Origin of the sequence: Bifidobacterium sp. FKU (genome assembly GCF_026016385.1) — a bacterium.
Classification (GTDB): domain Bacteria; phylum Actinomycetota; class Actinomycetes; order Actinomycetales; family Bifidobacteriaceae; genus Bifidobacterium; species Bifidobacterium infantis.
Genome location: NZ_CP092888.1, coordinates 79,645 through 104,614, shown reverse-complemented (window position 1 = coordinate 104,614; position 24,970 = coordinate 79,645). Strand labels below are relative to the sequence as shown.

The following is a 24,970-nucleotide window of genomic DNA, read 5'->3' as shown; positions in this document are numbered from 1 at the left end:
TGTTTCCAAAACGTCTCACGTATGACGTCTTCGTTAACGAGACGCCGAAAACCCTGTGTTCACAAGGGAACATACGGGGATGGATTTCGCCCGGATGCCGACGGGCGCGGTTCCGCGCTTCGAGACGGGCGGCATCGGCATCGCCCGGAACGGGCCTTACGGCATGAACGCAAGAAGAGCGACGACAAAAACAAGCCGGCCGTCGCACCGATATGCGATCGGTGCGACGGCCGGCTCCATGTCGCGGTACGCGGCGGGCCGTGTCCCCTAATCTCGATCGATCAGGGCGGTGAGGGCCCAGAGGATGCTCACCACGTCGATGGCCTCCTGGAGGAATGCGCCGACGACGACCGGAATGAGATCGAACGCGGCGACGATCATGCCGATCACGGCGAGTGCAAGACCGACGATAACGGCTTGCAGCATCACACGCTTGGTGCGGCGGGCGATGGCGATGGCGCGCGGCACGGCCGCGATGTCATCGGTCATGATGACCACCTGGGCGCTTTCGGAGGCGGCGGTGGAGGTGCCGTCGGTCATGGCCACACCGATGTCGGCGACGGCGAGCACCGGGGCGTCGTTCACGCCGTCACCGACCATCATCGTGACGGCGTTGCCGTCTTCCGCGGCGGACTTGACGGCGGCGACCTTGTCTTCGGGGAAGAGTTCGGCGTGGACCTCGTCAATGCCGACCTCGTTCGCGATGATGTCGGCCGAAGCGCGCTTGTCGCCGGTGAGCATGGCGAGTCTGGCGACGCCCAGCGCATGCAGTTTGGCGAGCGCCGTCCTGGCGTTGGCGCGCGGCACATCACGCAGCACGATGCGTGCGATCAATTGGCCGTCGATGGACACGTAGGACGCCATCTCGTCCGGCTGCAGCAGGCCGAAGCGCGTGAGGATATCCTCTTCCGTTCCACCGGCAGCCTCCGTTCCGGGCCGCAGGTCGTGACGCGGGCCAGTGGGGTCGGCGTTGCCGGCCGTCAGGAATCCGTCCTTCCCGGCGGCGGCGAAAGACAGCCGGCCCACACGCACCACGTGCCCGTTCACTTCGCCGGAAACGCCTTTGCCGGCCTCCTCGTTGATGCCCTTGACGACCGGATGCTCGCGGCCGACGCCGAACCAGACGGCGTCCGACTCGGGGTATGGCCGCCCATCGTTCTCGGACTGCCGGCGCAGTCTGGCCATCGCCTCCGTTCCGGCCTTGGCGATGCCTTTGGACAGGATATGCACCGAATAGCTTTCCACCACGCCGGCCATCATCAGCACATGGTCCCCGTCGAGCTGGGCCGCCGCGCCGGGCAACATCTCGACGCGCACCACCTGAGGCTGCTTGACGGTGAGCGTACCGGTTTTGTCGAAGAACACCTGCGTGACGCGGCCGAGGTTTTCCAGCACGTCCTGTGCTTTGATAAGCACGCCGGCTGCGGCGAGACGTCCGGTTCCGGCGATGTATGCCACCGGTGCGGCGATGAGCAGCGGGCAGGGCGTGGCCAACACCAGCACCTGGGCGAATCGCGTCGGCACCCCGGACACCGCCCATGCGACGCCGGCAATCACCAACGAAAGCACGGTGAAGGGCACGGCCAAGCGGTCAGCGGTTTTCACCACGGCTGGCCGCGATTCCTGCGCGGACGCCACGAGCTCGAGGATGCGCTGGTACTGCGAATCGGCGGCCACTTGGGTGGCCCGCATGGTCAATGCAGTCGAGCCGTTCACCGCGCCGGACATCACGCGGGCGCCGGCGAACACTTCACGCGGCACCGGTTCACCGTTGATATTGCTCAGGTCGAGCGTGGCCGTGCCGGACAGCAGCTCGCCGTCAACCGGCACGGTTTCGCCCGGCAGCACCATGAGTACGTCGCCCAGCTGCACCTGCTCGACCGGCACCGTGTCGAAGCGGTGCGCGGCGGCCGCAGCCGAAGCCGAGCCCACACGCCGGAAGCCATCGGACGAATCGCCCTTATCGGCAGCAGACCCACGCCCCACACCGGGCAAGTTGACGACGTGCGCGGTCTGCGGCGCGGCCGCCATCAGCGCGGTCAGACTGCGCTCGGCCTTGGCTTGAGCGTATTCCTCAATGGCCTCGCCAGACGTGATCATCAGCGTCACCGCCCAACTTGCCCAGTATTCGGCGACGGCCACGGTGGAGAGGATCGCGACCACGGCCAGCACATCGACTCCAACCTGCCCATGACGCAAATCGTCAATCATGCCGCGCACAGTGTCAATCACGATAATCAGCACCAGTGCGATAACCAGCCACTGGCCGAAGCCCGGATTGCCGAGTACCGGAATCGCCATCGCATTGCCCCACGGGCGCCAATCGCCCAGTAAAGCCAACGGAATCGCGGCGATGACGACGACCGGAAGCATCGGCACAAGCTTGCAGATGTCGAGGATTTTGGTGAAGAATCTGATGAGTTTGCTCATCATTGCTCCTTACGCTCGTATACGGAGTCGATTGCGGCAAGCGTGGCCCGCGCAATCGGCGCTGCGGTCACGCCTTGTTAACCCACCGGCGTCCATGCCTGGGGCCTCGCATCGCTCAGCTCCCGCGTGACCTTCCGATACACGGCGTAAAGATGTTCGTATTCAGTTATGTGTATCCATAATTATGGGTATCGCTCGGGACATCCTGCCCCGCGCATCGCGCGCCCCCCAATCCGCCGCATGGCCGAGTCTGCGCGGCACGCCGAACGCATCGGATATGCGAAAGGGCCGAGGCGGCAGACTCGCTCACCGCCACGGCCCCTGACCGGCCCGACGCGCGTTCAGCGACTATCGTCCACCGTCGCGCGACGCGCCATCCGCTTTACCGCAGGCCTTTACCACAGGCCGAACGGATCGGTGAAGCCGCCGCCGTCACCGGTGCCTCCATCGTTGCGGCCGTTGCCGTTCTGGCCGTTGCCATCGTCGCCGCCGTTGTTGCCGTCGCCGTTCCGGTTGCGCTTGTTGTTCTGGCCGTTGCTGTTGCCGTTGGCGCCGGACGAACCGTTCACCGACGACTCCTCCTGATCGAGCGTCACGTCCACATCCATGGTCTTGCCATCGCGCACGATGGTCAGCGTCACCTTGTCTCCCAAAGCCGCGGCACGCACGTAGCCGAGCAGCGAGTAGTTGTTGTTCACCGCGTTGCCGTTGAAGGCCACGATGGTGTCGCCCTCCTTGAGGCCGGCCTTGTCGGCCGGGCCGCCGGAGACGACCGCGCTGCCGGTGGCGCTGGACTTGGTGATGGTCGCGCCGCCGCGGGTCACGCCGTCGGCTTCAACCGTGTCGGACTTGATGACCACGCCGAGGGCAACGTGCTTGACCTTGCCGTCCTTGATGATCTCGTCGGCCACACGCTTGACGAGGTTGGACGGGATGGCGAAGCCGATGCCGATCGAACCGGCGGAGTCGGATGAGGTGGCGGTCGAGGCGATGGACGAGTTGATGCCGATCACCTGGCCGGCCGCGTTGAAGGTCGGGCCGCCGGAGTTGCCGGGGTTGATGGCCGCGTCGATCTGGACGGCGTTGGTGACGATCTCGTTGTTGTTGTCGTCGGTCACGGTCACCGGGCGGTTCAGGGCGGAGACGATGCCGGTGGTGGCGGTGTCGTCGTAGCCGAGCGGGTTGCCGATGGCCATCACGTTCTCGCCGACGGCGAGCTTGTCGGAATCGGCGAATTTCACGGCCTTGAGGTCGCTCGGCGGGTTGTCGAGCTTGATGACCGCAAGATCGGTGGTGGTGTCGGTGCCGACGAGCGTGGCGGAATACATGTTGCCGTTGGCGAGCGTCACTTGGATCTGCTGGGCCCCGGAGATCACGTGGTTGTTGGTGATGATGTGGCCTTCGGTGTCGAGGATGGCGCCGGATCCCTTGGCGGTGCCGTTGCTCAACGCGGTCTGGATGGAGACCACGGAGCCGGAGACATCGCTGGCGACGGTCTGCCAGTCGGGGGCTTCGCCGCTCTTGGCGGTGGCGGACCCGGAGCCGGACTTATTCGAGCTGACGTTGGACAGCGAATTGCTGGTCGGCAAGGTGATCAGGCCGCTGGTGAGGGCACCGTAGCCGAGGCCCCGGCACAGGGCCGCGGACACGACGGCGGCGACCACGGCGATGAGGATGTTGCTCGCCGTCTTGGACATGCCCTGCTTGGCGGGGCCGGGCTGACCGGGCTGTCCCGGCTGGGTCGGACCTTGACCGTTCGGCGTACCGGTACCGGGAGTGCCGAAACCGAACAGACCGCCCTGCTGGGGCTGCTGGCCATTCTGGCCATTCTGGCCGGACTGGCTGGCGAATGGGTTGCCGATGTTCTGCTGCGGCTGCGTGGGCGGATTGAACGGATTGCCGTTGCCCTGCGGCTGCGGGTTATTGGTGTAGTAGGGATTGCGGTTGCCTTGCTGGCCCTGTGGGGTTTGCTGTGCAGACTGACCGAACGGGAATTGCTGCGTGGGCTGGGCATTGTTGCCGGCCTGGCCGCCCTGCTGGCCCTGTGCCTGAGTCGGGGTCGGACCATAAGCGCCGTATTCCGGGGCCGGGCGGTACAGCGGAGTTGTGGCCGAGGTCTGGTCTGCGGCCGGCGCTGCCGGAGAAGCCGGCGAGGAGGAGACCACCGTGCTCTCGCCCTTGGCGGAGGCGTAGTCCGGGATGGGCTCGGTGGCGGCGGTGTCAGTAGCGGCTTGCGTAGGCTGCTGATCGGCAGCGGGGGCGGACGGGGAAACCGGGGCTTGCTGCTCGTTGGAATCGCTGGCGTTGCCGGCATCGACCGAGTCGCCGCCTACAAACGGGTTCTTCGGCTCGGCGCTGCCGGCATCGGCAGTATCATTGGGGGTTTCGTTATTCCGCGGGGTCTGGTCGACGCCCTGCGGGTTGAATTCGTCAGCCATTGCTACTCCTTTTCCTAAATTCTTATCACGTCTGTTCGGCGGCTATTCGGGCGCTTGCTCATTGCCGCTTCTCGTGTGCTACCTCATTAGTAAAGGCAGTTAATCTGAGGGTTTTCTGAACGTTGATTGAAAGTCTATGCGTAATCATCGCAGAGTCTTATGGACATCTCGGCTTCGAGGGGCTGATTTCCTGTTTCGGGAACATCTACTTGCACTTCAAGGGGCTGTTCGCGCGGTCAATTCCGAGTATCAAGAGCCCTCATTTAACGCCATTCCGCCATTTTTGCAGACGGCCTACTTGGCCAGGAGCCCCTTGAAGCGGAAGTAGACGTTCGAGAGCGGCGAAATCCGCCCCTCGAAACCGAGTTCTTCACAATTTCCAGCCCTTTTCTGGCCCTTCTGCCTAAAGTGAACATATGACGATCAGCCTTCTTGAACATCCGTTGGGCGCGCAGCCCGGCCAGCCCGGCGACCGCAGCGCCTTCCATTTCGAAACAATCACCCGCCTGCCATCCACGGCCAGCGGGCTTGGGCGAGACGGTGCCCGATACGGACGCACCGGCATCATCCACACGCCCCACGGCGATATTCGCACACCCGCGTTCGTGCCGGTGAGCACGCAAGCCGCCATGAAGGCCGTGCTGCCCGAGCAAATGAAGGAGCTCGGCGCGCAGTGTCTGCTGGCCAACGCCTTCCACCTGTTCGAACGCCCGGGCGAGGCCGTGCTGGACGCGGCCGGCGGGCTGGCGAACTTCATGAACTGGGACGGGCCCACGTTCACCGATTCCGGCGGATTCCAGGTCATGTCCCTAGGAGTCGGGTTCAAAAAGACGCTGGCGATGGACGTGACCGGCATGAAGTCGGACGACATCATCGCCAAGGGCAAGGAACGCATGGCCTGGGTGGACGAGGACGGCGTGACATTCAAGTCGCCTCTGAATGGTGACGCACATCGTTTCTCCGCTGAGATTTCGATGGGCATCCAGCACAAAATCGGCGCAGACATCATGTTCGCGTTCGACGAACTCACCACGCTGATGAACACCCGCTCCTACCAGGAAGACTCGGTGGAGCGCACCTTCCGCTGGGCCCGTCGCTGCGTGGACGAGCACCAGCGGCTGACGGCGGAACGCCTGGGCAGGCCGTATCAGGCCTTGTACGGCGTGGTGCAGGGCGCGAACTATGAGGACCTGCGCCGGCGCGCGGCCGCGCAGATCGCCTCTCTGGACTTCGACGGCGTGGGCATCGGCGGCGCGATCGAGAAGCGTCTCATCGGCGACACCTGCGCATGGATCTGCGACGCGATGCCGGAGAACCGTCCACGTCATGTGCTCGGCATCGCCTCCGTGGATGACATCTTCGCCTGCGTGGAGAACGGCGGCGACACCTTCGACTGCGTGGCCCCCGCACGTTGCGCCCGCAACGGCGCGATCTACACGAGGTCGGGCCGATACAACATCAAACGCGCCCAGCACAAGTTCGATTTCGGCCCGCTGGAGGAAGGATGCGACTGCTACACGTGCCGTCACTACTCGCGCGCATACGTCGATCACCTGCTTCGCGCACGCGAATTCAACGGTTTCACGTTGGCCACGATTCACAACGAACATTTCTTCGTGAAGCTGCTGGACGACATCCGCGCCGCCATCGACGGCGGATACTTCGATGAGTTCCGCGACGACGCGATGGCTCACTTCTACGGCAACGGCGAACGCAAGCCGGGACTGTGATGCCGTAGCCGTCGCGCGCCGACGGCCGCGGCATCATGCCGCCACCTGCGGATCGCCGAACGGCAACCGCCAACCGCCAACCGCGACACGCCGAAGATTGTATGATTGCGCATCTGGGTGTAAGTTAGTCGATTGTCTGCGAGTGTGGCGGAATGGTAGACGCGCTGTCTTCAGGTGGCAGTGAGTGTATGCTCGTGGGGGTTCAACTCCCCCCACTCGCACCAGCAAGTAAAGGGCTGGAATCGTTGAAATACCAACGATTCCAGCCCTTTTGTTTTGACAACAGCCAGCTTCGTGACAACACATTTTGATATGGCCTGACGCCGGTCGTGCCGCCCAAGAGAAACCGCGCGGAGTCATGGGACTATGACAGGCAGGCGCACAAGGGGCGGAACGTCGTGGAACGCATCTTCAACCGTATGAAGCACTACCGCGAGGCCGCCACCCGCTACGACAGGCTCGACGCTACCTTCCTCGCCAACCTCCAACTCGCCCTCATCGCCATCCAACTCAAAAACACCAGCAAAAACAACTAGTGTAAACACACCCTAAATTCTTCCATACAAGTTGGGTGACGATGGAGGCGTGCTATGAATATTCCAGACGAAAAGTTTGAACAGTGGAGCGAATCCGCCGAGCGTGGTGATTACGGCGGAAGCCGGGGGCCTGTCATGCGCGGCCCGATCCATCCCGTTGATGCTGTGCATGATGACATCCGCCGCGACGCGGATGGATATCCGGAACTTAAGGTCAATCACGACGCCGACTGCATCATCAGGCCAGTTGCGTATCGCGGGGATGGAGTCGGACTATATCCGCGCGGATGGGACGATGACGACGACTGACGTTCCCTGTCCGGCTGGGTTATGTGGTCTCTTGCGTAAGTCCGTCGCATGACGCTCGTAAACCGCCAAGCGCAATCGATATAATTGGAGCAATCAGGAAAGGTGGTGTGTGATGACAGCTGTTGAGTCTTTGCCTGTGTACAAGACCGCCGAAGAGGTTGCGGAAAGCCGTGGCGACAATCTCACGTCGCTCATCGGCGCGTACTTGGCCGGCTATGTCGCCGGAGGCTATGGTCCGCGACGCGTGGTCAAGGTGAACACGGTGCGCAGGTTCGAGCGTTCCGCATCGGGGCGTGCGATCATGCCGGCCGATTGGGACGACCCGGAAGATGACATCTATGACAACCTCTGATGTGAAGCCCTATGACGTGTGGCTGATGTGGGTCGAGTTCCCCGACCATCCGGGCGTCGGCAAAGTCCGGCCGGTGGTCGTCACCGAAGTCGGCGACGACGGTGTATCGGGCGTGATCGTCAAAGTCACTGGCAACATCAACTGGAACGAGCCGGGCGACATTGTTCTTGCCGACTGGCAGCAGGCCGGTTTGTTGAAGCCATCGCTCGTCCGTTGCGGGCAGCGTTACGAGTTCCTGCCCGGTGATCTATACAAGTGGTTTGGTTCGCTGTCCAATAGTGACGCGGCCAAAGTCGCCGACGGCTTGGAATTGACCAGCGACTCGTTGCCCTACAAGCGCACCAGATAGAATTCATATCCCACTCATCTGTTGCACGACGACCAGCCAGCCGAAGGGAGGGCCGTATAATCCTGTCAGGCATATGGCGGCCGTGGCATCGGCGCATGGTCCAAGTACGGCACATGCAAGCGCCTGCTAGCGGGTGATTCGCTTCGGCTTGCACATTGCCGCATGGCCTTTGATGCAGGCCTTCGCGATCAGACTGATTGCAGCGCACGCCGCAAGGCAAGCGAGCAGCAACAGCAGGACCGATCGCATGTTCTCCAATCCGAATTGCATCAGAACCCCGTTCTTGGAGGGGCTTGTCTCGAAGTAGACGGCTCCCCAGAGCGCCTCTGTGCGCTGCCGGCTGCCCGGGGTGGAGAACATCGCCCAGGCGAGTCCTCCCACCAATGTCATGAGCCAGAGGACAATGCCTGTGCAGACCGTCATAAGGATATGTTTAACGGCGTTCATGTCGCATGCTCCTTTGCTGGGTCTTTATGCCGAGTATAGAGTAAAGAGTCATCGCCACCAAATCAGGACAAGTGCGATTGCGAGAATCGGCCCGTGTAGATCGAGCAGCAACAGCCAAAAGGAGTCGGCTCACCCCATGGGAGGGCGAGCACTACGATAACCAGCCATATCGTAGTGCATACGGCTCACTGCGAACAAATCATGCATGTAATCCGGCTCCCGCGGGAAAGCCAACGACCCGTGACCACCCTCTATTGTAGGAGCTCATCATAATACTTCGCATCGCCTGTTGAATAGTAATTATAAAATGCATCAATCTTCTTATCGGAATACACATTAAGATTCTTTAAAATATCTTTTGTCCATTCCAATGAACCTGCCAAATTTGCCGTCACCAGGTTCCTGTCCGAAACAGAATTAGAACAAACATACAAGTCCTGCCCTGCATAGTTCTTTGAGAAGAAATTCAGATATTCCAGAGAGTTGCTTGTATGTTTGAATCTATCCAATATACCATAATCGGCAAGCGCAAGAGTTGCCCCGCAAATAGCACCAACCAGAATATCATTACGTAGACACTCCTGCGCCTTTTTCAATATCTCCTGATTGTCTTCACTGCCCCAAGCGGAAGAACCCGGCAAAAGCAGAGCCGCGATATTGCTGAAATCGACTTCCGATATAGCGCGATCCGGAATAATGGTCAACCCGCCCAAAGTTAGGATGGGTTTCTTATTACAAGCAACCGTTTCTACTTCAAATTCTTTTGTTCCATTTTTTAATAGTTTTTCCATACTGAACGCTTGTAGAATATAACCTATTTCACATTCCGCCATGTCGTTCAATACATATACATACACCTTTTTCATAGGGAGAAAACATAACACGAAAGGCTGATATTCCCCTGAAGATCGACGGAAAGGGTTATCGCATATCCGGCATCGGCATTTCCAAGCACAACGTGCCATCCTTGTAGCTGGCGTGAATGTCGGAATCCTTCACGTCCTCGCCAACGAAGAAGCTGCGCGAGCAGGAGCCGGCATAGCGTTCACGACGCAGCCAACGGCCATTGCAGTCCTTGTCTTCGTGGGAGTCGTCGCGACGCGCGGAAACGGTCAGATAGCCGTTCTGCAGATTCAGCGAGACATCGTCCTTCCTGAAGCCGGGCATGTCGATGTCGACGATGTAGTCCTTATCGGTCTCCCGAACATCAGTGTTCATCATGCCCGTCTGCATGGTCGGACCGTCCGCAACGGCATGATCCACGTTGCGCCAACCTTCGAAGAACGGATCGTCGAACAGGTCGGAGAACATCGTGTCATTCATCAGAGACGGAAACATCGCCATAATCGGTACTCCTTCAATCAACGCGTTGCACGCGCGGAGTAATGCGGCTTGGCAGCCGACCGTGCGACCGCCGCCGCGATGTCACCATCCAGCGACGCCGGCGACCGGGTTCGTTGCCGCATCCGGCACCGTTCCGGGCTCCCGACCTTGACCTTTCGCTCCACCCAACCCTTGCCGGCGGCTCTCATTCCGTAATTACGCTCACGGTGAAGCGCTCCGTGCACCTTCGTCCGCGGCGCGACCGAATCGGGATAATCGAACATGCACCGGATTGCCGTTGCCGACCTTGACTGCCGCGCCGCCCCGTACTACGTTACGGTAACGTAAGTTAGCGGCCGGAAACGCGCCGGCCACAGCGAGGTGATCGATATGAGCGCTCCCACCGGCACGGCACGGGCGGCGTCCCCCGCCGCGACGACCACGCCTCCGCACACCGGCGACCGGATGGACGATGCCGTCGCCGCACTGAATCGCGCGTCGGCGCGATACCGGGCCGCGCAGTCGCACTACCGCCAAGCCAAGGCAGCACTGAAAACGGTCAGACGCCGCATCGTCCCCGTGGACGCATTCGGCAATCGCAAACCCCGACTGCGTGGATGGCTGCACCTCGCCACCCTACCGTTGTGCATCGCGGCGTCCATCGTGCTGATCTGCATCGCACCGTCCGGCCCCGTCAAAGCGGCGTGCGCGGTGTACGGTGCATCGGCCATGCTGCTGTTCGGCAACAGCTCGCTCCTGCACGTCGTGCCGTGGCGAAGCACGGCGGTGACCCGTGTGCTGTGCGGCATCGACTATTCGAATATCTTCCTCATTATCGCAGGCACCAACACACCCGTGCTTTTCGCGCTCGACCCGGGCACGCGCCGCCCATACCTCACGGTGATCTGGGTGACCGCGGCCATCGGCACGATACTGCATATCGTCTGGCTGCGAACCCCGAATTGGGTGTTCACCACCGTGTACATCGTGCTCGGACTGGCACCGGTGACGCTTATCCCGCAGCTTTGGACGGCTCCCGCGGTCGGCCCCGCGCCAACCATACTCATCGCATGCGGAGGGGCCGCATACATCGCCGGCGCCGTGTGCTTCGCGTTGCGCAGACCCAACCCCGTGCCCGGCTGGTTCGAGTTCCATGAAGTGTTCCACTTGGGCACGGTCATCGGGTACGCCTGCCACATCGTGGCGATCTACCTGATCGTCTGCGCGTTATAATCCGCGCGACCTCCGCGCAGCCCGCTCAAATCCTCAGGCACGCCGTGAAATCTGCACGGCGGTGCCGGATGCGGTGACCATAAGCATGCCGTTGTCGGCGCCGAGCACTTCGTAATCAATGTCCACGCCGACCACGGCGTGTGCGCCTAGAGCCTCCGCGCGCCGCTGCATCTCGGCGATGGCCTCGTTGCGGGCGCGCATCAGCTCTTCCTCATAGCCCTGGCTGCGCCCGCCGAACATGTTACGCAGGCCCGCGCCAAGATCCTTGAACATGTTCACACCGGATACCACTTCGCCGAAGACGATGCCCTGGTAGTTGGTGATGGTGTATCCGTCGACGGACGGGGTGGTGGTGACGAGAATCATGGCGAGGCTCCTTTGGCTTGTCTGCGTAGATAAATCACTGCCGAGAGTCGGACCGTTCCCGAATCTCACCTCGGAAACGGATCGCTTCTCTTGGCTACCACAATAGTCGAGAGCGCCTTTCCCGACATCTTCAATCCACGCGATTGCGTAATCAAATGCGCGTTTCGCCGCCAAAAAATGCTGGTAGATGTCATAGGAGGAGCGCGCCACAGCGAATACGCATACGATTTCATAGCAAGCAGCACGTACACTAGTACCAGTGAATGTCAGAAATCGGAAAGGAACAGGGCATGACTGGTGCATCCAGCGGGGCTACCCGTATCGGCTCAACCGCACCACAAGCGCTTGAGTTCTTTGCCGGCATAGGGCTTGCCCGCCTAGGCCTCGAAGAGGCTGGCTTCCACGTGGCGTGGTCGAACGATATAGATCACGCCAAATGCCAGATGTATAGGAACCAGTTCGGCAACAATGAGCAGGAACATACCCTGATCGAGGGGGACATGGGTGAGCTACATGGCTCTGACTTGCCTCACAATATCTCCATTGCTTGGGGCTCCTCCCCTTGTACCGATATATCTCTGGCTGGAACCCGTACAGGGTTGAACGGCAAACAGTCCAGCGCTTTCTGGCAGTATATCCGCCTCCTGGAAGAGATGGGCAACAATAGGCCACCTGTAGCCGTACTTGAGAATGTCGCAGGTCTTGCTACGTCTCACTCAGGCGAGGATATAGCAGCAGCAGTAAGCGCATTCAACCAACTGGGATATTCAGTTGACGCGCTGTCAATCGACGCTCGGCGTTTTGTGCCCCAGTCCCGCCCCAGACTGTTCTTGGTCGGCCTAACCAATCCTCCTGAGGGCTCGCAAGCCAATTCCCCACTACGGCCAGATTGGTTGCAACAGGTGTTTGCCGATACCTCCCTGCGTATGCACAGGGCAGTTCTGCCGGAACCGCCGGAACCACTTATGGCGGGCTTTGGCATGTACGCCGAAGAGATGTCAGACGATGATTCCCGATGGTGGCCTAAGGGCAAGCTAACGGCATTTCTTGACTCACTGTCCGCTGTGCAATCAGAGAGAGTGATGAAGCTGAAGGACAATCCGTTCATCTCTTATCGAACGGCATACAGGCGCACTCGGAACGGGAAACCCACGTGGGAAGTCCGAGCGGATGACATTTCGGGATGTCTACGAACAGCTCGCGGGGGTTCTTCAAGACAAGCCGTGGTACGACTCGGCAAGGGGTCGACGGCAGTGCGCTGGATGACTCCAAAGGAGTACGCGGCACTTATGGGCGCATCTCATTACAACCTTAATGGTCTGCGCACCAACCAAGCCTTGTTCGGCTTCGGTGACGCAGTGGCAGTACCTGTAGTCGAATGGCTTGGCGAGCACTACTTCATGCCAGCACTTCGCGGTACATTGGACAAGGCAAAGCAGCAACACGAGCTACGGTCAGCTTGATAGTCGTCGAAGGAGAGCGAGCATGGGTATTGACGCCATCGAGGAGTTTCGAAAGAGCCACGGCATTAACACCAAAGGCAACCTAGCCGGCATACTGCAGCTCAACCGCGCCTTCTCGAAAGATACATTGCCAATCAATCCCGATGATTATCTCACGGGTAAAGAAGGACAGGTCAAAGGACTGAGTGGTGCGAACTGCCAAAGCATTTTAGAGGAGTACCACATCAAGAGGGTGCTCGCGTCCGAAGGTGGTCGAACTAGCCGCGGCCTTATGGGCATAATGAAAGATTTGCAGCGCTCATTAATGAAGAGCGGCCGTCCAGCAAAGATTTCAGCGAGATAGAGCGTTTTTGGATTGATCGTATACGCAAGTTCTTCAATAGTAAGCCATTCAGGCTAGAGGCCGATGAGTCACTCTCAATCACCGCAGCAGTAGGCAATCTGTTAGAGCAGGCCAAGAAGCGGCAAAAAGAGAATCCCGGTACCATGTACGAGGGCACGGTGCTGCAGCAGCTCGTGGCAGCAAAGCTGTCTATTATCATGCCGGAAGTGGAAATCAACGGAGCTTCAGTAGCAGATGACCCCACCGGGCGAGGCGGCGACTTCAATATCGGAGATACCGCCATACACTGCACTACCGCTCCAGCCACGTTGCTTATGGAGAAATGCCAGCGCAATATCAAGAATGGCCTTCATCCAATCATTATCACGGTGAAAGACCGAGTGAAAACTGCTTGGTATTTGGCAGCGGATATGGGCTTCGCTGAACGATTGGAGGTCTGGGATATTCAGTCATTCCTGTCAACCAATGTCCATGAGCATGGTCATTTTAGCCAAGATGGACGCAAAACAATGCTCACTGATTTGGTCACCTCTTACAACAAGATTATTGACACATACGAGACAGACCCCAGCTTGCGTATTGAGTACAGTAATTAGAAAGATGCTTATACTAGCCGCCAATCTTAATTGATTATCCGAAAACCGTTCTTAACGTCCGTTACATTAGATTTTGCAAGCAACTTTAAGCACATCGAGGTATCACTGTGAGAGAACGAACATGTGCGCCAAATCCCAACCTGCTGGAGTCCATGCGTTCTGTTGGGTATGACTTGAATACTGCGATAGCCGATATCATCGATAATTCGATAGCTGCGAATGCCACTAAAAAATGACGACTCGACTGCCTCGTGAATCAACGGGCCCTGATTGTAGCTGGTAATTACCACTGTCACTGCTGCCATGGCGGCAAGTCTATCGGGTCCGGACGTGGGCCATCCACCGGCGCTGCGCGCTGCCTCCCGCCAGTGGGGAGGTGGCGCGCTATCCCCGGCTAACGCTGATGCATGTGTGCGGGCACGGGTTTGGTGCGGACTTTGGTGGTGAAGTAGTCGGACTCAATCTTCCACACCGTGACGCTGCGGACCTGCGCATCAGTGAATTCCACATTCGGCATATGCGCCTGCTGCGCCATCAGCGTCTGCAAGCCGTGGCGGCATTCATCCAGATCCTCGACCAGTGACGCCGTGCCATTGCCGACGATCGACTTGAACGCCTCACCCCAATTGCACGTGGTGCGGCCCGCCACCACCTCGCAGTCGGTCTGCATGGTGAAAGCCACGGGCAGTCGGCCACCGGCGGCGGCGCGAATCGCGTCGAGCTTGCGGCCGCGCGGCGCGGAGTGGAACCAGAGCGTCAGTTTGCCGGGGCACCCCACCTCATCGGCTGCCACGACTCCCGTGCTGCCGACCGTCTCAGCACCGTTCACCAAGGCTGTTGCGGCAACACCATCGGCCTCGTCATACTCATAATCAAATCCGAAATTCAGCGGCACGATGGCCAGGCCCTCAGCATCCGCATATGCCACTTCGACGATGTCGCAAGCGGCGATAATCGCGGCGATCTGCTCGGGGTCGGTCACCTCACGGTCCGCACGGCGCATCATGCGATGCTCGCCGGCGACCGTGTGCTCATCCTCACGCTTGGCGGGCTTGCGAGCGCCCGCGATATTCTCCATGCTCATGCCTGATCATCCCCATCCACAACCGCAATCCAGTCGCCGTAGCCTTCCTCGGCCATGCGCGAGCGCGGCACGAAGCGCAGGGCGGCGGAATTCATGCAGTAGCGCAGGCCGCCGCAGTCGGCCGGGCCGTCGGTGAACACGTGGCCCAAGTGAATCTGTGTGTCCGACGTGCGCACTTCGATGCGGTCGCGGCCCGGAATGCGGTGGTCCTCATGCTCGGTCAGCAAGTCACCGGCAATCGGGCGGGAGAACGCGGGCCAGCCGCAGCCGGAATCGAACTTGTCGCGCGATGAGAACAGCGGCTCGCCGCTGACGATGTCCACGTAGATGCCGGGCTCGAATTTCTCGTCGTACTCGTTGACGAACGGGCGCTCGGTGGCGGCGTTCTGCGTGACGGCGAACTGTTCGAGCGTCAGGTCCCAGATGCGCTCCACATACTTCTGGCGGCGTTTCACGTTCGCAATCGCCGCGACCGGCACGTGGCAATACCCCGACGGATTGTTCACCAGATAGTCCTGATGGTGTGCCTCGGCCGGGTAGAAGTTGCGCAGCGGTTCGACCAGTACGGCCGGGCGCTGCGGCTGGCGGTCGACCAGCTGCTCCAGAGCCGCCACATACACGGCGCGCTGCGTCTCGTCCGTGTAGAACATGCCGGTGCGGTACTGCCGGCCGCGGTCCTCGCCCTGCTGGTCCACGGAGAACGGGTCGATGACCTCCAGGAACAGCAATGTCAGCGTCCGCAGGCTGACCCGCGACGGGTCGAACTCGACTTTCACGGTTTCGGCCGCATCGGTGCCGCCCGCGCATACCTGCTCGTAGGTCGGCGATTCGACGGTGGATTGCGCGTAGCCGACCGTGGTGTCCGTGACGCCGTCGACGTTCTGGAAGTAGCGCTCCAGCCCCCAGAAGCAGCCGCCGGCGAAGTATGCGACCTGCGCGGTGCCGTCGCCGCGCTCGTTGTTTCGTTCGTTCATGCGTCCCACGTTACTACGCCATGACGGCGCGCGCCGTTCACGACCGCAGCGTGCTGAGCATGCCGGCCACTTCGGCGGCCGTCACGCTGGGCACATAGGCGCGCACCACGGCGAGTCCGATCTTCGGCAACGCGGCCGGATCGGGATAGCACACGTAGACCGGCGCCTCGGTGGGCTGGAATTTGCGTTTGAAGTTGAACAACGAGTGGAAGCCGTAGGCGGGTTCCATCCAGTCGGCCACAATCTGCAGCGCGTGCTGGAGCACCTGCGTGCCTTCGCTGGCCGGTGCCCCGTCCTCCCCGGCGTTGTCCCGATCGGGATTCATGCCGGCCAGGGGCGCCGCGGACAGGCTCATGAACTCCACGGCGTGCGCGGGATCGGCTTCGCCCTCGTCGCGCAGACGCTCGGCCATGCGCGCGATCAGGAACTCCATGATGCCGTTGGGGCTGTCGGTGCGATGGCGCATGAAATCCAACGTCCAGCCGACAATGCGCCCTTCGCGCCAGGTCGGCAGCCAACTGGTGACGCCCAACACGCGCCCGTCCGCGTCGACGGCGTACAGCAGCCGCACACGCGGGTCGCGGAGCTCCTCGACGCCGCCGAGCGTGAACCTCATCTCCGGCAACGCCTTGAGTTGCGCCCATTCCTCGGAAATGTCCTCGATCTGCTCGCGCACGTCAAGCGACGCTTCCAGGAAGGTGGACTGCACGTCGCTCACGCCATCGCGTTTGGCCTTGTTGATGGCGGTGCGCACATCCTGCCACTTCTTGCCGGTCGTCTTCCAGTTGCGCGGGTCGACCACCATCTCGCTGCCGACCTCGATGGAGTTCCAGCCGGCTTCCAGCAACGCGTCGCGCTGTTCCCGATGCACGCCGTAGAACACCGGCGACAGCGAACGTTCCACGCAGTACTGGGTGAAACCGTTCAGATCGTCCATCCATTCCGCTGGATCGCCGAATGGTCCGGTGCAGGTCAGGGCGATGCCGTTGAGCACGCGATACGCCACGGCCGATCTGCCCGTGGGGGACAGCCAGTAGCTGTTGCCTTCCCATGTGGTCATGAAGCTCATCGATTCGCCGCCGGTTTCGACCAGACGTTCGGCGCGCGCACGGGCCAGCTCGTTCGATTCGCTCACGTCGCCCATCCAGTGGATCACCACGGCCAGCACCACGATCCAGAACACCAGGCCGACGCCTTGGTACACGATCGAAGCCATTGGAGTGCGCGGCACGAACGACAGCTTCATATGGCTCAGGAAGCCGATGGGCAGGAACCGGCCCGGCAGTTCGGCCAGCAGCGACGAGGCGGTGGCGCGTGGCGAGAAGGTGGCGGGTTGGGCAATACCGTATATCAGGTATATGGCGGCGCACGCCAGCCAGGCCAGCACGATGGCGCCGATGCCGCCGACCAGCCTGCGCCAGCCGATGCGAATCGGGAAGTGTTTCATTGCCGCCAGCAGGGCGACGGCGAACAGCAGCGGGGGCAGGACGTTCGCCACGCAGGCCACGATCGCGCCGTGCTGCAGCAGGGAGGCCATGCCGTCCGGCGCGAAGCTCAGCGGCACGACCAGATAGTAGGCGACGGCGATGGCCACCGTGAACAGGTTGATGGCCACGGTGCAGATGGCCGCGAACCGACGTCCGCGATACAGGCCCCACGCCAGCACCAAGGTCACGGCAGTGGGCAGCAGCGAGCGCAGCACCGCGCCGGGCATCGAGGCCCGCAGCAGATTGAACTGCAGGAAGCATCCGCCGTGCGTGTCACCAGCCAGGCATTTGGCCAGCATGCCGTTGTCGACGGAAACCGGGCTCATGAGCAGGCCGATCGTGCTGAGCGGGCCCGCATGGTTATGGGAGGTGATGGCGATGACCGGCCCCAGGGCCAGTACCACGGCGATGGCCGCGAATATGCGTCGTGCCTCGAAGGAGGTGCTGCGCAGCCAGTGCCATTCGGCTTCGACGTGCGCGGGCGGCCCGGCCATCACACGGCCGGCGGCATGGCCGATCAGCGCGGCGGCGAGGATGCAGTAGCCGCTGGGGTTGCCGCTGTAGAGCAACGTGACCAGGATCGCCACATAGCCGACGAGTCGGATGCGCCTGCGCCGTAGGTGGCTGCAGAACGCGCTGGCCGCCATGAGCGCGCCGACCGGCAACACCAGCGGGCTCAATGCGAACCGCATGCGGGAGACGAACAGGGAGTCCTGGAACATCCATCCGGCCGCCGCGCACAGGGTCAGGCCCGCCAGCACGCCGCCGGCCGCGCAGGCGAGCGCGGTGACGACGGTGCGCACACGGCCGAGCCATGGTTCGGCTATCGACAGCATGACGAGCCACAGGACGGCGTCGACCATAAGTTGGATGACGCCGCGCGCCAGGAACAGCGAGCAGATGAGTTTGCCGGCGTTGAATGTGGCCATGCTGGTGCTGAGCCGCAGCGGAAACGCGAATCCGGCCATCGCGGCCACCAGCCACGCCGCCAGATTCAGCGTCACCAGCGCCGCCGTGGCGGTGACGGCCAACCGGTGGTCGTCCGCCCACTGCCGCACGTCGCCGGCCAGTTCACGCCAGCTTTCCGCCGCATGGCTGGATCTTGCCGTATGCGGTTTGGTGGCTCGGGAGGTCGTGGTGGGCTTCGTCCGCGAGGGTTCCGCGTCCCGCAGAGGCCGCCGCGTCTGCGGCATGGCCGCCGGCTGCGCGTTCCCATGCTGTTGTTCTTCGCTCATTGCAACACCTCCACTTGTGGGTATTCCTCCAACGATTTCGTCATTTCGCCCAGCCCGGTTCGCGCGCCGAACCAGTCGAGACCGGGGGTCCAGACCGCCTGCACCGCATGCCAGTCATGGTCGGCGCCGGGCACGACCAGTTCGGTGGTCTGCATGCCGGCCGCGCGGGCGGCCGCGGCGATGGTGCGCATGTTGGCGACCGACTTCCGATCCCCTTTGCCGGCGCCGGCGAACAGCGCCTGGCCGGCCGTGCCGGTGGCGGCGATGGCGTTGACCGGCACCTGCCTGTCGTAGGCCTTGCGGTCGCCGGCGAAATATCGCCGGACCATCGTCTCGACGCTGCCGTCGGTCGGCTCGAGCTCACCATCCACCGGCAGCATCGCACCGTAGATGTCAGGGTGGCGCGGCACCAGCTGCGTGGTGCAGGTGCCGCCTTGTGAGAATCCGCCCATCGCCCACATACGGGCCGACTTGGCTACCGGCAGCGTCGCCCTGGCCCAGTTCACCACGTCTTTGGTGAGGTAGGTTTCGGCGTTGCCTCGGGTGGTGTCGGCGCACAGGCTGTTGTGCATGGCCGAACCGTTTTGGTCGGGTGCGAGCACGATCGGCGCCAGCCCGTCGTGTTCGGCGGCGTAAGCGTTCATCGTGGCGGCGATGTTGCCGGCGTCGATGAGGCGACCGGGACTGCCCGGCTGACCGGCGAGCAGCTCCATCACCGGCAGGGCCGGCGGGCGGTCGGACAGCGCGGCGGGCGGAAGGTAGACCATCGCCTTGCGCGCCTTGAACTTGGATTCGGTGTTCGGGATGTCGACGGCGAACACCTTGCCCGAGTCGGGCATGGATGGCAGAGCGTCCTTGCGCGCCTTGTCGCGCCACTCGCCGACGCTCATCGAGGCTTTGCGCACGGTGACCGAACCGAGCGGGGGGTATGGCGTATAGCCGACGAGATTGCCGATGGTCCGGTATTCGCCGTAGATCGAGTCCACGCCAAGCGCGGTGGACGCCAGCACCAGCGGCACCAGCACGACGGCCAGCACGCGACGGGCTCCCCGTAACGTCACGGCGGCGGCTAGCACGAAGCCGAGGCCCGCGAAGCCTCCCGCGACGGTGAGGATCACCGGCCAGCCCAGCGATACGCCGAACACCATGAACACGTCGGACATCAGCCATGTGGCCAGTAGTCCGCCCGCGCCGGCGAGCGTGGCGGCAACCAGTGAGGCGACCAGCGGATGCGGGCGGCGTCGTCTGCCGCCGAATGCCAGTATGCCGATCAGTATGATCGCCGCGACCGCGGTCAGTCCGAACAAGGTCCGGGGCACGATCCCCCGGACCAGCGACAATCCCATGACCGTCTTCCAAACGGAGTCTTCCATTCCTCACCTTCGCGCTTCAGGCCATCACTTGCAGGCTCACGCCACACTAACCCGTGATTCATGGAGCATCGACGAGTTTCACGGAACCTGCCACGAGTTTTCATGATTTCCACAGGCTTCGCCCAGCGTCCCACGGGCGATACGCCCGGTATGCCCGGCACCGGGTTATTCGCGTGCGCTGACCAGATAGTTGAGCACCGAGCCGGCGGCCACCAGCAGCGCGCCGCACCAGAACGGCAGCGACAACGACAGGCCCAGCAGCACCGCGCTGGCCCCGGTGGACAGCACCGGCGTGGCGTATGAGGCGATGGCCAGCCGTTCCATCGAACCATGCAGAATGCCATAGCCCCAACAGGCGTAGCCGCCGCCGATCGCCACCGCGGCGATCACCACGAACAGCCAGGCGGACGGGCGCGGCGGCGTGGACGGCCATCCCTGACCGGATGCGGCGTGGATGATCCACAACGCCACGGCCACCCACGGAAAGAACAGCGAGGTGCCGTCCACGCCATGACTCATGGCGGGCGTGAACACCGCATACACCGACCATGCGAGCGTCCCCGCGAACGCCAGCGCGTACGGCAGGGAGTCGGCGGCGATGTGCCGCACGGCGGCCTGCCAGTCAAGCCCGGAATTGCCGCCGACCGCCAGCATCACGCCGGCCGTGGCCACGACCGCCCCCGGCAGCACGGCGCGGACCGCGCGCCGACGATGGGACATGGCGGCCGACATCAGCACCATCATCGTGGGCCACAGGTAGTTGACCAGACTCACCTCCACCGAGGCTTCGGCGGTGGGGGCCAGGCCCAGCGACAGGGATATCGACGATTCGTAGAAGACGAACAGCAGGCCGCCGACGATCAGGTATTGCCGTGGAAACTCTCGGATCGGCGCAGGCCGCCGGAACACCAGCAGCAGGATGCCGCCCACCGTGTAGATGAGCGCCGAGCCGAGTGTGGCGCCGAAATCCTCGGCGACGATGCGCACGGCGGCGGCCATGACGCTCCACAACAGGATGGCCATCAGACCGATGGTCGTGGCGCGCGCGGATATGACGTGCCCGCCTCGCCGACCGGTCTGCGGTGCCGGTGCGCCTTTCGTGTGCCGTACGCCGTTCGCCATGGGTCCGCCTCTCTCGCCTTGTCTCGCAAGCCACTCTACCCATCGGATGGGTACAGCGGCGCTCAGTACGTGGCGCTGGCGATCGTCGGATCGTCGTAGAAGCCAAGGATCTTTTCGAGGTAGGGCTTGTAGGTGCTGTTGGGCATGGAGAAGATCTCGTGGCGTGATTCGGGGAACCGCACGAGATCGGCCTCGCCGCCGCCGTCCTTGACCAGTTGGATGAAACGGTTCTGCGGTTTGTTGAGCACCCACACGTCTCGGCCGGCCTGGAAGAGCATCACCGGCGTCTCCACTTCGGCGCAGGCGGACGGGCGCAGCACGGCCCGGTTGAGCTTGAGCGCCTGACGCACCCATTCGAACGCCGCGCAGTAGGTCTGGTATTCGCGATTCTCGCAACGCAGCTTGAAGTACCAGCGTTCACGCGCCTCGGACGCGCCCTCGTTGCCTTTCATGGAGAATTCCGGCGTGAAGTCCGACTGCCCGAACACGCGCTTCTTGCCGAAGCCGAGTCCGCACAGCGCGCCGACCAGCACACGGGCCAAGACCAACGGCATGCCGGTGGCGGGGGCGATCATCGGGGCGGAGAGCACTGCCTTGTCGAACAGGGCGGGGTAGCGTTCGAGCAAGGCCGCGCCGATGCCGCCGCCCATCGAATGGCAGAACAGGTTCAGCGGCATGCCGGCCGCATACTGCTGGCCGATGGTTTCGGCGAAGCCGGCCAGATCGGCCACGTAGCGCTGCCAGTCATCAATCCACACCATGCAGCGGTTGTCCACGTCGCGCGCGGACTTGCCGTGGCCGCGATGTTCGAGCACGCACACCGAATAGCCGGCGAGCAGGAAGTACCAGACCAGCTCGTCGTACTTCTCGGCGAACTCGGTGAAGCCGTGGCTGATGACGATGGCCCCGCGGAAGACGGCGGTGGCGCCTTGTTCGCGGATCGCGTCGAACCTGGCGGCGTCATAGCACAGGTAGTGCAGCTGTCCCGAACGTCCGCCGGTGTCCATGATGCCGGACAACGGCTCGATGCCGGCCGAACGTTCGGCGGCGGACGGATCGAACCAGCCTTCCTCGCGGCACTGCTCAAGCGCGGGCAACACCACGTCGGCCATCGTTTCGGCGTACTTGTTCTCGTCGATCATCGTCACCTGCATGCTCCCCATCTTAGGCCAAGTCCCGCGCCGTGGCCCCGGCTGATGTGTCACGCCACTGACCGTACGAGCGCGTAGGTTGTGAGTATGAGCGAAACCAATGATGTCAATGACGCAATCAAGCAATTCCCCCGTCTGAGGGCGCGCACGCTGCGCTTCGGCTGCGGCGCGCCGCGCTCCGCACAGGTTGTGGGCGACGGTTCGCGGGCCCTGTTCCTGCGCTCCGATGGGCCGCAGGATCTGGTGACGGCACTGTGGCTGAGCTGGTTCGACGAGTCCGGCGAACACCATGAGACCAAGCTGGCCGACCCGCGCGAACTGTTGGGCGCAACCGCCGACAGCGAGGACGTGCCGGCCGAGGAGAAGGCCCGCCGCGAACGCGCACGCGAAGGCGGCACCGGCATCGTCGGCTATTCGTCAGATGACGACGGCAATCGCATCGTGTTCACCATCAACGGCCGCCTGTTCCTGACCGACATCGATTGGAATGACGAGACCGGCGCACCCGAGCCGCACACCCGTGAACTGGCCGGCGAATGGCGCGATGAGGACCCGGCGATGTACACGCCGGTGCTGAACCCGCGCATCGCCCCGGATGGCGAACATGTGCTGTACACCACGGGCAGCTACCTGATGCTGGTCGATATCGGCGGCGAGCTAGGTGACCGCATCACCGCCGTCTACGGCGTGAGCGTGGAGGATGAGGACGGCAATCCGGCCGAAAACACGTGGAAAATCGGTCTGGCCGAGTTCGTGGCCGGCGAGGAGATGGACCGGTACGACGGCTTCTGGTGGGCCCCGGATTCGCAGCACGTGCTGTTCGAGTCCTTCGACACCGCCGACGAGCCGACCTGGTACATCAGCGATCCGGCCGACCCCGAGAAGCGCGCGGACGGCCGCCGCTATCCGCGCGCGCTGACCCGCAACGCCGACGTGTATCTGACCGTGATCACGCTGGCGTTCGATGAGAACGACCGGTACGCGGGCATCACCGGCAACGCCGATGTGGATTGGGATCGTGAGGCGTATGAGTATGTGGCCGCCGTGAACTGGCGTCGCGGCCACGATCCGCTGGTGCTGGTGCAGAACCGCCGCCAGACCCGCGACCAGGTGCTCGAGGTGGCGGTCGCGGCGGATGGGGCCGCGCTGGGTGCCACGCGCGTGCTCGAGGAGCATGCGAACGACCAGTGGATCGACCTGATTCACGGCACGCCCGCCTACACGCCGGATGGCCGGCTGGTGTGCCCGCTCAACGACATGGCCGCGGACACCAACCGTCTGACGGTGGACGGCCGCCCGTTCACGCCGGCCGGGTGGAACGTGCGCGCGGTGCTCGACGTGACCGACGACGACGTGCTGGCCGTGGTGCAGCGTGCGCCCGAGATCGCGACCGAGGTGCCGCGCGCCTGGGCCGGCTCGGACGCCGATTCGGATGCCGAGTCTCTGTTCGGCGGCCATGACGCCCGCAGTTTCGATGTGGTGAGTATCGATTACAACGGCACGATCACGCCGGTCACGACCGATCCCGGCCAGTGGACCGCCTCGCGCGGCGAGCGCGGCATCGTGGTCTCCGGCCGCGATATGCGTTCCGCCCGCGCCCAGATGCGGCATATTCTGGGAGAACAAAGCGCCACTATCTCGTCCACTGCGGCGGAACCCGGCTTTGCACCGAACGTCACGTTTACGCGACTGGGCGAGCACCGGTTGTACACGGCGATCATCGCGCCGAGCCCGTCCAGCCCGTACGCGCACTCCGACAAACTGCCGGTGCTGATGAAGCCTTACGGCGGCCCCGGGTTCCAGCAGGTCGTCGCCTCGCAGTCCTTCTACTGGGAGGGCCAGTGGTGGGCCGACCAGGGCTTCCTGGTGGTCACGGCGGACGGCCGTGGCACCACCGGCCGCGGCCCGGCATGGGACCGCGAGATCTTCGAGGATATGAAGGACGTAACGCTGGCCGATCAGATCGAAGCCGTCAACGCCCTTCCCGAGGCCGTCTCCAGGCTCAATGCCGACGGGTGCAGGCCCGGCGTTCCCATGCCGGACCTCGACAAGGTGTGCATGATCGGCTGGTCCTACGGCGGCTTCCTGTCCGCACTGGCCGTGCTGGACGCGCCAGACGTGTTCAAGGCCGCATGCGCCGGCGCCCCGCCGACCGACTGGACGCTGTACGACACGCACTACACCGAGCGCTATCTGGGCCTCGACCCGGATGTGTACCGCCGCAACGGCATCGTGCAGGATGCGCCGGGACTCGTCCGCCCGCTTATGCTGATCCACGGCTTCGCCGACGATAACGTCACCATCGCCCACAGCCTGCGCCTCTCGCAGGCCCTGATGGCGGCGGGTCGCCCGCACACCTTCCTGCCGTTGACGGGCATCACCCACATGACCAACGACGAGACCGTGGCCGAAAACCTGCTCACCCTCCAGCGCGACTTCCTGCGCGACGCCCTGGCCTGACCGGCCCCGGGCGTGCCGTGGGCCGTGACGTCCGCGGCACGCCCGGGGCCCGCACCCGCACGGCATGCGGAAAAATGGCGCAGGTGGTGCGCCGCACCCATTTCCGCCCTGAATTCTTGGATATTTTTGGATATTTTGCACTCATCGCCACACAAAAGACCGGTTTTTT

Annotated in this window: 22 protein-coding genes and 1 tRNA gene; 11 read left to right on the top strand and 12 right to left on the bottom strand. The window is 62.8% G+C overall.

Annotated elements, in window-relative coordinates; translation table 11 throughout:
- Window positions 1-267 precede the first annotated feature (267 nt).
- Both MMB48_RS00455 and MMB48_RS00450 read right to left on the bottom strand, forming a co-directional pair.
- On the bottom strand, window positions 268-2,430 hold the full coding sequence (locus MMB48_RS00455) for a heavy metal translocating P-type ATPase (protein ID WP_032745064.1): 2,163 nt from the start codon (window positions 2,428-2,430) through the stop codon (window positions 268-270).
- Window positions 2,431-2,825: 395 nt separating this feature from the next.
- Window positions 2,826-4,868: a S1C family serine protease gene (locus MMB48_RS00450; protein WP_032745066.1), complete on the bottom strand. Its 2,043-nt coding sequence runs from the start codon at window positions 4,866-4,868 to the stop codon at window positions 2,826-2,828.
- Window positions 4,869-5,284: 416 nt separating this feature from the next.
- Between MMB48_RS00450 and tgt the strand changes: the two genes are divergently transcribed.
- The 6 genes from tgt (at window position 5,285) to MMB48_RS00420 (ending at window position 8,144) form a co-directional block, all read left to right on the top strand.
- Window positions 5,285-6,598, top strand: coding sequence for a tRNA guanosine(34) transglycosylase Tgt (gene tgt, locus MMB48_RS00445; RefSeq protein ID WP_012576551.1), 1,314 nt, complete (start codon window positions 5,285-5,287; stop codon window positions 6,596-6,598).
- 138 nt (window positions 6,599-6,736) lie between these two features.
- Window positions 6,737-6,822 (top strand) — tRNA-Leu (locus MMB48_RS00440).
- Between the two features lie 105 nt (window positions 6,823-6,927).
- Window positions 6,928-7,134 (top strand): transposase, encoded by a 207-nt coding sequence (locus MMB48_RS00435; protein WP_157860784.1) that lies wholly within the window; start codon window positions 6,928-6,930, stop codon window positions 7,132-7,134.
- A 54-nt stretch (window positions 7,135-7,188) separates the two neighbouring features.
- Window positions 7,189-7,443: a hypothetical protein gene (locus tag MMB48_RS00430; protein ID WP_014484483.1), complete on the top strand. Its 255-nt coding sequence runs from the start codon at window positions 7,189-7,191 to the stop codon at window positions 7,441-7,443.
- A 112-nt stretch (window positions 7,444-7,555) separates the two neighbouring features.
- Window positions 7,556-7,795 carry a hypothetical protein gene (locus MMB48_RS00425; protein WP_012576550.1) on the top strand — a complete coding sequence of 80 codons (240 nt, stop codon included), beginning with the start codon at window positions 7,556-7,558 and terminating at the stop codon, window positions 7,793-7,795.
- Window positions 7,782-8,144 (top strand): type II toxin-antitoxin system PemK/MazF family toxin, encoded by a 363-nt coding sequence (locus MMB48_RS00420; RefSeq protein ID WP_229773807.1) that lies wholly within the window; start codon window positions 7,782-7,784, stop codon window positions 8,142-8,144. The genes MMB48_RS00425 and MMB48_RS00420 overlap by 14 nt, the downstream gene beginning before the upstream one ends.
- A 126-nt stretch (window positions 8,145-8,270) precedes the next feature.
- Here MMB48_RS00420 and MMB48_RS00415 read toward each other — a convergent pair whose 3' ends face one another.
- The 3 genes from MMB48_RS00415 to MMB48_RS00405 form a co-directional block, all read right to left on the bottom strand.
- Entirely contained in the window at window positions 8,271-8,591 is a 321-nt protein-coding gene (locus MMB48_RS00415; protein WP_012576548.1) for a hypothetical protein, read from the bottom strand.
- Between the two features lie 251 nt (window positions 8,592-8,842).
- Window positions 8,843-9,457 carry a DJ-1/PfpI family protein gene (locus MMB48_RS00410; RefSeq protein WP_032745072.1) on the bottom strand — a complete coding sequence of 205 codons (615 nt, stop codon included), beginning with the start codon at window positions 9,455-9,457 and terminating at the stop codon, window positions 8,843-8,845.
- Window positions 9,458-9,512: 55 nt separating this feature from the next.
- Window positions 9,513-9,935: an Hsp20/alpha crystallin family protein gene (locus MMB48_RS00405; RefSeq protein WP_012576546.1), complete on the bottom strand. Its 423-nt coding sequence runs from the start codon at window positions 9,933-9,935 to the stop codon at window positions 9,513-9,515.
- Between the two features lie 369 nt (window positions 9,936-10,304).
- On the opposite strand from MMB48_RS00405, the gene trhA reads away from it, so the two are divergent.
- On the top strand, window positions 10,305-11,147 hold the full coding sequence (trhA, locus tag MMB48_RS00400; RefSeq protein ID WP_136527121.1) for a PAQR family membrane homeostasis protein TrhA: 843 nt from the start codon (window positions 10,305-10,307) through the stop codon (window positions 11,145-11,147).
- Window positions 11,148-11,180: 33 nt separating this feature from the next.
- Here trhA and MMB48_RS00395 read toward each other — a convergent pair whose 3' ends face one another.
- Complete coding sequence (locus MMB48_RS00395; protein WP_032745074.1) at window positions 11,181-11,513, bottom strand: putative heavy metal-binding protein; 333 nt, start codon at window positions 11,511-11,513, stop codon at window positions 11,181-11,183.
- 290 nt (window positions 11,514-11,803) lie between these two features.
- On the opposite strand from MMB48_RS00395, the gene MMB48_RS00390 reads away from it, so the two are divergent.
- From MMB48_RS00390 to MMB48_RS00380, 3 genes are read left to right on the top strand one after another with little or no spacing between them, the layout of a single operon-like run.
- A complete protein-coding gene (locus MMB48_RS00390; protein WP_012576543.1) occupies window positions 11,804-12,976 on the top strand; it encodes a DNA cytosine methyltransferase in 1,173 nt (390 codons plus the stop codon).
- A gap of 22 nt (window positions 12,977-12,998) precedes the next feature.
- Window positions 12,999-13,319 (top strand): DUF4928 family protein, encoded by a 321-nt coding sequence (locus MMB48_RS00385; protein WP_257798035.1) that lies wholly within the window; start codon window positions 12,999-13,001, stop codon window positions 13,317-13,319.
- Entirely contained in the window at window positions 13,277-13,915 is a 639-nt protein-coding gene (locus MMB48_RS00380) for a DUF4928 family protein (RefSeq protein ID WP_320109846.1), read from the top strand. Before MMB48_RS00385 ends, MMB48_RS00380 begins: the two co-directional genes overlap by 43 nt.
- A gap of 394 nt (window positions 13,916-14,309) precedes the next feature.
- Here the strand turns inward: MMB48_RS00380 and MMB48_RS00375 are convergent, their stop codons facing one another.
- The 6 genes from MMB48_RS00375 to MMB48_RS00350 all read right to left on the bottom strand — a co-directional run bounded on the left by MMB48_RS00375 (window position 14,310) and on the right by MMB48_RS00350 (window position 22,344).
- Window positions 14,310-14,999, bottom strand: a complete 690-nt coding sequence (locus tag MMB48_RS00375) for a pyridoxamine 5'-phosphate oxidase family protein (protein ID WP_032745075.1) — start codon at window positions 14,997-14,999, stop codon at window positions 14,310-14,312.
- On the bottom strand, window positions 14,996-15,973 hold the full coding sequence (msrB, locus tag MMB48_RS00370; protein WP_032745077.1) for a peptide-methionine (R)-S-oxide reductase MsrB: 978 nt from the start codon (window positions 15,971-15,973) through the stop codon (window positions 14,996-14,998). The genes MMB48_RS00375 and msrB overlap by 4 nt, the downstream gene beginning before the upstream one ends.
- A 37-nt stretch (window positions 15,974-16,010) precedes the next feature.
- Entirely contained in the window at window positions 16,011-18,653 is a 2,643-nt protein-coding gene (locus MMB48_RS00365; protein ID WP_230581284.1) for a bifunctional lysylphosphatidylglycerol flippase/synthetase MprF, read from the bottom strand.
- A 38-nt stretch (window positions 18,654-18,691) separates the two neighbouring features.
- On the bottom strand, window positions 18,692-20,068 hold the full coding sequence (locus MMB48_RS00360; protein WP_032745080.1) for an alpha/beta hydrolase: 1,377 nt from the start codon (window positions 20,066-20,068) through the stop codon (window positions 18,692-18,694).
- Window positions 20,069-20,233: 165 nt separating this feature from the next.
- Entirely contained in the window at window positions 20,234-21,190 is a 957-nt protein-coding gene (gene yddG, locus MMB48_RS00355) for an aromatic amino acid DMT transporter YddG (RefSeq protein ID WP_032745081.1), read from the bottom strand.
- A 62-nt stretch (window positions 21,191-21,252) separates the two neighbouring features.
- Window positions 21,253-22,344, bottom strand: a complete 1,092-nt coding sequence (locus tag MMB48_RS00350) for an alpha/beta fold hydrolase (RefSeq protein ID WP_032745082.1) — start codon at window positions 22,342-22,344, stop codon at window positions 21,253-21,255.
- An 84-nt stretch (window positions 22,345-22,428) separates the two neighbouring features.
- Between MMB48_RS00350 and MMB48_RS00345 the strand changes: the two genes are divergently transcribed.
- Window positions 22,429-24,801, top strand: coding sequence for a prolyl oligopeptidase family serine peptidase (locus MMB48_RS00345; protein WP_032745083.1), 2,373 nt, complete (start codon window positions 22,429-22,431; stop codon window positions 24,799-24,801).
- Window positions 24,802-24,970: the final 169 nt, after the last annotated feature.